4 protein-coding genes are annotated in these 9,675 nt (G+C 71.1%); all 4 read right to left on the bottom strand.

Annotation, left to right across the window (positions count from 1 at the left end; all coding sequences use genetic code 11):
* A partial coding sequence (locus ACFFNX_RS32015; RefSeq protein ID WP_378209608.1) for an alpha-L-rhamnosidase-related protein occupies positions 1–2,459 on the bottom strand: 2,459 nt, incomplete at its 3' end.
* 79 nt (positions 2,460–2,538) lie between these two features.
* Positions 2,539–5,721, bottom strand: a complete 3,183-nt coding sequence (locus ACFFNX_RS32020) for a family 78 glycoside hydrolase catalytic domain (protein ID WP_378209609.1) — start codon at positions 5,719–5,721, stop codon at positions 2,539–2,541.
* Between the two features lie 37 nt (positions 5,722–5,758).
* The gene (locus ACFFNX_RS32025; RefSeq protein ID WP_378209610.1) at positions 5,759–8,989 is read right to left on the bottom strand and encodes a family 78 glycoside hydrolase catalytic domain; all 3,231 of its coding nucleotides are present in this window, start codon (positions 8,987–8,989) and stop codon (positions 5,759–5,761) included.
* Positions 8,990–9,103: 114 nt separating this feature from the next.
* Positions 9,104–9,675: SDR family oxidoreductase (locus ACFFNX_RS32030; protein ID WP_378209611.1), on the bottom strand; the 572-nt coding region annotated here is incomplete at its 5' end.

The following is a 9,675-nucleotide window of genomic DNA, read 5'->3' on the forward strand; positions in this document are numbered from 1 at the left end:
GACGTGCCGGTGAGACCGGGCACCTGGACGTATCCGTCGCGGAGGACGACACCGGCGCGCAGCGCCCGGCCGTCGCGCCAGACCGCCGTACCGCCGGCGCGTACCTCCCTGGCGACCGGGACGCCCGCGGTGGCCGTGGTGCCGTGCGGGGCCTCGACGCGGAGCGTGAACGTGCGGCCGCTCCGCTTCCACGCGGCCGTGATGTCACCGTGCGGCGTGGGCACCCGGCCCTCGGCCCAGTGCACGCCGGCGCTCGGGTGCGGTAGCACGCTGAACGCGGCGAACCCGCCCGAGGCGGGTGTCACGCCGAGCACCTGTTCGGTGAGGAACTCGGTGGGCCCGGCCGCCCAGCCGTGCGACAGGCTCGTGTACGAACCGAGCTGCGGAGCGCCCGCCGTACTGACGTTCTCCCACAGCGTGCCGGGGTCGCTCCCGCCCAGCATGTGCGCCCAGGTCCGGTCGAGCAGCGACATCGCGCCCGCCGTGTCGCCCTGGGCGGTGTGGGCGAGCAGCGCCTGGTAGCTGACGAACGGGCTCACGTAGCGCGGTACCGTGCCCGCCTTGTCGACCGTGACGTCGCCGTACCGGCCGGCGAGCGCGGTGTCGAAGAAGCGCAGCACCGACGTGGCCCGGTCGCCGGTCGCGACCCCGGCGACCACGGCCATCGCGTTGCCGTCCTGCGGGTGCGTGCCGTCGGCCGGGCCCACCTTGTACGCGCCGGCCGAGGCGTCCCACAGCGACGCGTTGATCGCCGAGGCGGTGCGGGCGGCGTGGTCGCGGTAGGTCCTCGCCAGGTCCGGCTCGCCCTTCGCCTCGGCGGCCTGGGCGGCCATGCCGAGCACGTAGACGTACAGCGAACTGGTGTAGGTGCCCTTGTTCTCGTTGCCGTAGCCCCAGGTGCCGCCCGCGCCCGCCATGTCGACCAGTCCGTCGTCGCCGGTCCTGGACTCCAGCCACGCGACGTTCTTCTTCATCGCGTCGTACCACTGGTCCAGGAAGGCGCGGTCGCCGGTGTAGAGGTAGTGGGTCCAGTAGTTGTGCACCCACCATTCGGCGTACTCGCCCCAGCCGAGGTTGTAGCCGAACCTGTCGGTCAGGTAGAGGCCGGGGATCTGCCCGCTCGCGGCCTGGCCCTCGGCCATGAAGGCGACCGAGGCGGCGGCCGGCAGGCTCTGGCCCGTGGTCAGGTACGACACCGGATCGGAGATCGCGTTGTCGCCGCCCCAGATCATGCGGTCGCGCTTGGCGCCGTCGCTGATCACGCTCGGCCCGTCGCCGACGATCGCGTCGTTGCGTACCGGCCCGGCCTGTCCCGGGTAGGGCCGCCCGGTCCTCGGGTCGATGGTCGCGAGCTGCACGGTGTACGCGCCGGAGTACCACAGCCGGTTCAGCGTGTCGTCGCTGGACAGGAAGGCGCCCTTGTACCGGTCCGGCGCCGGGTTCGCCGGGTCGGCGGTGAAGTGCAGCCGCAGGTCGGACAGCCGTACCTCGCCGGGGTCGGCGAGGAAGAGCATGAGGTAGCGGAACCCGCCGCGGATCACCGGGTCGGTCAGGTCGCCGTCGCGCGCGGTGAGGTAGTGCGTCTCGGTCGCGAGGCCGGTGGGGTCCTGGCTGTAGTCCGAGGCGGTGGTGAGGTACTCGGTGCTCTCGCTGAAGGCCAGCCCGATCCGGGGCGTCCCGGTCACTCCGGCGAGCCTCAGCCCGACCTGCCCGGCCACCTCCCTGCCGAAGTCGTAGATCACGTACGGGCGTCCGTACGTGGCGGCGCGCAGTGTGGTGGTGCCGCCGCGCAGTGCCCCGGCCGGGTCGTGGACCGTTCCGCCGTAGGGCGCGGCGGGTGTTCCGCCGTCGCCCAGCGTCCAGACGGCGTGCACGCGGGCGCCCGGTCCGGGCTCCGCGGCGTTGCGGAAGGTGACCCGCAGGTCGCCGGAGGGGCCGATGAGCCGGGCCGGCACCGTGACGTCGTAGTGGACCAGGCCGGCCAGGTCGCTCCACGTCCCGGCCTGGGCCGGGTCCGGCCTGCGCTCGTGGACGACCTGGTCGCCCACCAGCACTTCGTAGTGCGCGGTCGCGCTGCCCGCCTCCTCGACGCGGAGCCGTACGTCGTGTCCGCGCGGCACGCGCAGGCGGTAGCCGAACGAGGCGCCCGCCGTGCCGGGGCCGGCCTGCCGGACCATGACCCCGTCGACCTTCGCGGTGCTGCTCGACGGGCCGGCCTGGAGGTCGTGCCCGTCCGTCTCGGACGCGGCCGAGTCGGCCGTGACGTAGTCGCCGTTGGCCGGGTGGGCCTCGGCGACTCCCGCCGGGCGCACCGTACGGGAGGACGGCGCCATGACGTAGCGATCTGCCCGGGACAGCGACGGCAGCCCGAGCGAGGAGTCCGCCCCGGCCGGCGGCATGGCCGCGATGGCGCCCGTCGCGCCCAGGGCGAGGGCGGTCAGCAGATGCGACGATCTCATTGAAGTCCCTTCTGATCGGGGTGCGGTGGGCCCGCTCCACGGGCTCCCCGCACGGGCTCGCCGCACCCCGGCGAAACGGTCAGGCGCTGAAGTGCCAGTGGCCGGAGCCGACGGTGAACACGGCGGAGCCGTCCTGCATGCGCACGAACTTCGCGCCGTCCTGGGTGACGTGGGAGGCGTTCGCCGCGGGCACCCAGACCTCGGCGGTGGTGTTCACCGGAACGGTGACCTCGAGCGTGAACCGGCCGCCGGAGACCGACCAGCGGCTCGCGATCTCGCCGTAGTCGGACCGGTAGGTCGCCGACGCCTTCGTCAGGGACCCGCCGGGCCTCGGATGGATGACGATGCTCCGGTAGCCCGGTGACGCCGGGGCGATGCCGCCGATGTTCTGGTACATCCAGTCGCCGACCGAGCCGAGCCCGTAGTGGTTGAAGGAGTTCATGCCCGGGTCGTTGAACGTGCCGTCCGGCTTGATGCCGTCCCAGCGCTCCCAGATGGTGGTCGCGCCCTCGCCGATCTCATAGCCCCAGGACGGGAACGTCCGCTGCTCCAGGATCTGGTACGCCACGTCGTCGTGACCCGTGCGCGTGAGCGTCGGCAGCAGTTCCCCGGTGCCGAGGAACCCGGTGGTCAGGTGGCCGCCGTGCGCGGCGATGTTGGCCACCAGCTTGTTCGCGGCCGGGGCGACCTGCGCGTCGGGCAGCAGGTTGTCCGACAATGCGAGGACGTACGCCGTCTGGCTGCCGCCGCCGACCGTGCCGTCGGACGTGACGTACGCGGCGTCGAACGCGTCCCGGATCCGCCCCCACAGCGTGCGGTACGCGGCCGCGGCGTCGTGCTCGCCGATCGCGTCCGCCATCTGCGCGACGAGGTCGGTGGAGTGGGCGAAGTAGGCCGTGCCGATCAGGTCGAGCGGGGTGTCGTCACCGACGTTGAGCCAGTCGCCGTACCCCTGGGCGGGCCGGATGAGCCCGGTGCTGTGCGCCTTGAGGTAGTCGATCCACCTCGTCATCGCCGGGTAGCGGTCCCGTACGACTCGCACGTCGCCGTACCGTTGCCACAGCGTGTAGGGGATGATCACGCCCGCGTCGCCCCAGCCGGCCGTGCCCGAGCCCGCGGAGACGGCGGGGGCGACGTCGGTGAACGCGCCGTCGGCGGTCTGGTCGTCGGCCAGGTCGGTGGTGAATTTCGCGAGGAACGTGTCGGCGTCCATGTTGAACGTCGAGGTCGGCGCGAACGCCCCGATGTCACCGGTCCAGCCGAGCCGTTCGTCGCGCTGCGGGCAGTCGGTCGGGACGCTGAAGAAGTTGCCCTTCTGCCCCCACACGATGTTGTGCTGGATCTGGTCGATCAGCGGGTCGGAGGTGGTCAGGGTGCCGTTGGCCGGTGCGTCGGCGTGCGCGACCACGCCGTCGACCGACGAGAGGGCCGGCGTACCCGGGTAGCCGGTGACCTCGACGTACCGGTAGCCGCGGTAGGTGAACCGCGACTCGTACGTCTCGGCGCCGCCGCCCCTGAGCGTGTAGCGGTCGGTGTCGGCGGCGCCGCGCAGGTTGGCGGTGTAGAGAGTGCCGTCGGTGTTCAGCACCTCGCCGTTGCGGATCGTCACCGTCGTGCCGGCGGGCCCGGACACGCGGAGCCGGTTCCAGCCGACCATGTTCTGGCCCAGGTCGAAGATGTACGTGCCCGGCTCGGGCCGGGTCATCTTGACCGGGTGCAGGACGGTGTCGACGCGGACCGGCGGCCCGGCCTGGGCGACGAGGTTCGGCGTCATCGTGCCGGGCTTGGCCGCCGACCAGCCGGAGTCGTCATAGCCGGGACCGTCCCAGCCCGCACGCTCGTTCCGCGCGTCGTAGTCCTCGCCCTGGTAGATGTCGGCCGAGGTCAGCGGGCTCGCGGTGGTCTTCCACGTGTCGTCGGTGCCGACGGTCCGCGTGGTGCCGTCGGTGTAGTCGACCCGTAGCTGGGCCAGGAACCACGGCTGCTGCCCGTACACGTGCGTGCCGGCGAAGCCGATGTTGCCCGCGTACCAGCCGGGGGCGAGCAGCGCGCCGATCGCGTTGTCCCCGCGCCGCAGCATCGAGGTCACGTCGTAGGTCTGGTACTGGACCCGCTTGTCGTAGTCGGTCCAGCCCGGGGTGAAGTAGTCGTCGCCGACACGCTTGCCGTTGATGTGCGCCTCGTACAGGCCGAGCGCCGAGACGTACAGGCGTGCGGCGGAGACCGGCTTGGTGACCTGGAACCCGTGCCGCAGGTACGGCACCGGCGGCGACGGCTGGACGACCTGGTTCCCCCACGGGCCCGAGCCGTACGCACCGGCGTCCTTGGCGGCGCTCCAGGAGGAGTCGTCGAAGCCCGGCTTCTCCCAGCCGTCCGGCGCGGTCCTCGCGGACGCGAACGAGCCGTCGGTGACGACGTCGACCGGGTCCGCGCCCGAGCGTTCGACGTGCAGCCGCCCGATGACCCCGGCCGGGCTCTCGGTGGTGTTGACCGCCTGGATCGCGACGGTGTTCGCGCCGGAGTGCAGAAGTGACGTGACGTCGGCGAACCGCCCCTGCTTCCAGCCGTCCGTGACCTGCGGGGACGAGGCGGCGCGGGTGCCGTTGACGTACAGGGTGAAGTCGTCGTCCGCGGTCAGCGTGAATGACGCCTTGGTGATCGCCCCGGAGCCGAGGTCGACGGTACGGCGGAAGTAGCGGGTCGAGGCGGGCTCACTGGAGGTCGGGTCGCCCTCGGGGTACCAGATCCAGTGGGCGCCGGTCAGGCTCGGCGTCGTGTCCGGGCTCCCGATCCACTTGGCCGTCCAGTCCCGCTGCGCCGGGCCGGTCTCGAAGAACGAGGTCCTGCTCCAGGCCGAGGGCCTGCCGCCGGCGTCCCAGACGCGGACCCGCCAGTAGTACCGGTGGCCCGACCGGAGCGCGGGGCCGCCGGAGGGCACGTCGACGGACTGCGCACCGGCGACCCGCCCGCTGTTCCAGACGTCGGCGCCGGCGGTGTCCTTCGTGCCGGAGACCTCGACCTGGTAGGCGGTCTGGGTCTGCCCGCGCGAGGAGGAGTCGAGCCGCCAGCCGAGACGCGGCCGGGCGGCGTCGATGCCGATCGGGTTCGTCGCGCGCTCGGTCGTCGTCGCCGACACCCGTACGGGCGAGGCACTCTGCGCGGACACCGGCCCGGCGGGCAGGCCGATGAGGAGGACCGTCGTGACGGCGAGGGAGGTCAGGGCGGGGATCGGCCGTCGGCGGAACCTCGTTACCACTCGCATCGGTGTCCCTTTCTCGGGGGTGTGCGGTAGTGAACGGTCACGCTGCCCACCCCCCGCAGATGCCGGTGAGCCTCCGATCGGCGCCGACCTGCGGGGAGTTCGACGTGCTGAGCGTGTGGCAGCCGGCGCCGACCCGCACGACGACGCGGTCGCCGGCACGCGTGCCCGTCACCGGCCTGCCGTCGAGGTAGACGGTCGTCCCGGAGTAGGTGCCGGGGACCGGCAGGCCGACCGTGCTCGTGGTGTTGCCGGGGATGGCGACCCCGAGGTCGTAGCGACCGCTCACGGTGTGGAAGGCGACACCGATCCGTCCCTTGACGCTGGGCACCGTGACGGAGCCGAACTCCTGGTTCCCGGTCTGCGGCGTGATCTGGAACGTCGCGTATCCGGGCGAGGTGGGTTCGATGCCGTACATGTCCCGTGGGATGACGTAGGCGGGTGCCGTGGCCCACGGGTGGGACCAGGTCATGTTGCTCTTCTGGGCGGGGTCCCAGGCCTCACCGGTCGCCCCGGCGCCGAGCTGGATCATGTGCAGCCAGCTGTTCGTCCCCGAGGATGTCAGCAGGTTCAGCGCGTCCTGACCGTGGCCGGCCTTGTACAGGGCCTGGAGGAGGAAGCCCGAGCAGTAGACGCTGCAGGCCATGCCGCGAGAGGCGATGTACTTCGCCAGCGCGTCGTACTGCGCCGTGTCCGCGGGCACTCCGAAGGCGCCCGGGAAGGCGCTCGCCTGGACCGCGTAGTGACCGGTCGGGACGTCGTCCGTGCTGAGACCATCGTCGTAGGCGCCCTGCCCAGGGTTGTAGAACCGCGTGTTCAGCGCGGTCCGGAGCGTCTTGGCCTTCTGCTCGAAGCCCGCGGCGTCGGTGTCGCGCCCGAGCCGGCGGGCGATGACCGCCATGTCGGTGTAGTTCCGGTAGGCCAGGGCGTTGAGGATGGTGTTCTGGTCGGTGAACCGGTAGCCGTCGCGCTCGTTCTCCGGCCAGTCGACGATGGCGTCCGAGCGCACGATGGTGCCGGTGGCGGGGTCGTAGTACTTGTCGAGCAGCTTGGGCACGAGCGTGTCGTAGGCGTGCTCGATCTGCGCCGTGGAGCCTGTTCGCTGCCAGGTGTCGTACACGGCGCTGATCACGTACATCGGCCACTCGGTCGGCCACGTGCTGTGGTTCTCGAAGTAGTCGATCGAGTACCGGCTCAGCGTCGGGTCGCCGGTCAGGTAGAGGTTGGAGAGCAGCTGGATGTAGCCGTCGGCCTCGTAGTCGGTGCGCTCCCGCGTCCAGGAGTCGGTGAAGAAGTTCTGGTCGGCCGACTCGATGGTGTTCTTCGAGAGCTGCCAGACCGAGACGAGGCTCGGGTCCGAGGACGTGAGCCGTGCCGCGGACGCGTCGAACGGGTAGACCGACGCGAGCGCCCGCAGGTTGTCCTTCGTGATCGGGACCGGGGAGTTGACGATGTTCATGTACCGGAAGACCCGCATGCCCCAGGTGTCGACGGTCTGGGCACCGTCGCGGAGGGTGAGGACGTCCTCGTACGTGTTCCCGGTACGCAGCTGGTAGCGCGTGGTGTTCGGGGCGGAGGTCTCCTCGCCGAACCGGAGCCGTACCTGCCGGCCCGCCCGGCCGTCGAGCGTGAGGTGTGCGCCGCCCATCCAGGTACGGCCGAAGTCGACGAAGTAGTCGCCGCCGCCCAGGTCGACGATCTTCGCCGGGGCGTGCAGCTGCTCCTGGACCTTGCCGAACGGCGTCGGCAGCAGCGAGTCGAAGGGGTTCTTCGTCACGGCCGCGGGCCAGGCGGTGTCGTCGAAGCCTGGCCTGTCGAACCCGTACGGGTAGTGGGCCGCGGAGAAGTCCTCGCGCGGCATGCTCCAGTAGCCGGTCCCGATGCTGCCGGTGGAGGTCCAGATCTCGTTGCCCGAGAGGGTCTTCCAGTCCGGCCCGGTGCCGATGGTCTGCGTCGTGCCGTCGGTGTAGCGCACGATGACATACGCCTGGAAGCGCTGGTCCTTGGACGCGTAGGCGATGGCGGAGAGGGTGTGCCGCCCGGGCCTGCTCAGGGCGCCCCCGACGTCGAACCCGTCGTAGCGGGTCTCGTCGCGCAGCCCACGTGTCGGCCCGAGACCGACGAACCGCCCGTCGAGGTACATCTTGTAGACGTACTGCTTGGCCGAGTCGAAGGACGAGCCCGTCGCGAAGGCCGACGCCCACGCGACCTTCTTCCCCGGTACGAGGGAGAAGTCGTGGCGCATCAGCGCCCAGTCGTTGGTGAGGACGGCGTTCAGGCAGGCGGTGCCGGTGCCGATCGTGAGCGCCTGGTTCTCGACGGTGCCGCACGGGAAGGACGCCTGGGCGCCGTTGAAGTCGTTGCTGTAGAGCACCTTTCCGGTGCTGTCCGCGGCAAGGCTGGTCACGGTGATGTCGTCCACGACGCCGGTCTCGCTGCCGCCGGTCCGCAGGCCCACGGCGCCGTCGGCGAACGTGGTGTCCGTCCGCCGGTCGACGATTTCTCCGTCGACCGAGGTGGTGATCGTCGACCCGACGACCTCGATGCCGATCGGGTGCACCGTCCCGACGTCCAGGGTCACGCCGAGGGGCACGGCGGTGCCGGCCTTGTAGGTGCCGTCGGTCTGCGTGTGCGGCACCAGGGTGTTCGGCTGGGCGGCGTTCGAGGCCCGGAACTGCCACATGTAGCCGTTCTTGGCATCGGGCGACCGGAACTGGATCCCCATCGCGGTGCGGGTGATCTTCAGCTTGAGGTCGAGCCGGTAGTCGGTCCATTTGGCGCCGGCCGGAGGGGCGGACCAGATCGGAACCGAGTCTCCCCACTGCCCCGGCCCGGTGCCGAAGACCGCCGGCTTCGACCAGTTCGACGGGTGGTGGTCCTGGTCCCACAGCTTCACCCGCCAGGAGTACCGCTCGCCCTGCCGCAGCCGCGGGCCCGTGTAGCGCACCGCGGTCGAACGCGCGGATGTGACCTTGCCGGTGTCCCACAGCGGCGTGCCGGATCCCTGCCTGGTCAGCTCGATCGTGTAGGCGGTCTGACTCCGCAGCGTCGACTGCCAGCCGAGCTCGATTCCTCCGGCCGCGTCCACGTCCATCGGCGCCGGCAGGGAGTTCGTGACGAGGGCGGTGGGTGCACCGGGACGGGCCACGCCCCGGCTCGCGGCGTCCGCCGGTACGGCGGGCACGCCGGACGCGAGGAGGACGGCCGTCGTGACGATGCAGGAGATGAAGGCGGGGGGCGGTCGGCGGCGGAACTTCGATACGAGTCGCATCGTTATCTCTTTCTCGGGGTCATGCCAGTGATGTGCGGGCCCCGATGTGGCCACCGGCCGGCCGGGTTCGGCGCGTGGCAGCGCGCCGCGTCCGGCCGGTGGCCGCGGTCACATTCAGCGGAGGAAGGCGGCGGCCACCCCCGCGTCGACGGGGACGTGCAGTCCGGTGGTGTGGGTGAGGTCTCCGCCGGTAAGCGCGAAGACGGCGTTGGCGACGTGTTCGGGCAGCACCTCACGTTTGAGCAGGGTCCGCTGGGCGTAGAACTCACCCAGCTTGTCTTCGGGCACGCCGTAGACGGCGGCGCGTTCGGCGCCCCACCCCCCGGCGAAGATCCCCGACCCACGGACCACCCCATCAGGGTTGACCCCGTTCACGCGGATACCGTGCTCACCAAGCTCTGCCGCCAGGAGGCGTACCTGGTGGGCCTGATCGGCCTTGGCCGCGCTGTAAGCGACATTGTTCGGCCCGGCGAAAACCGAATTCTTCGAAACGACGTAGACGATGTCCCCACCCAACGCCTGCTCGATCATGATGCGAGCCGCCTCACGGGAGACCAGGAACGACCCGCGCGCCATCACCTCATGCTGCAGATCCCAATCCGCGACAGTCGTCTCCAGCAGCGGTTTGGACAGCGACAGGCCCGCGTTGTTGACCACCAGGTCGACGCCGCCGAACGCCAGCACGG

Source organism: Actinoallomurus acaciae (genome assembly GCF_042429965.1).
Taxonomy (GTDB): Bacteria; Actinomycetota; Actinomycetes; order Streptosporangiales; family Streptosporangiaceae; genus Actinoallomurus; species Actinoallomurus acaciae.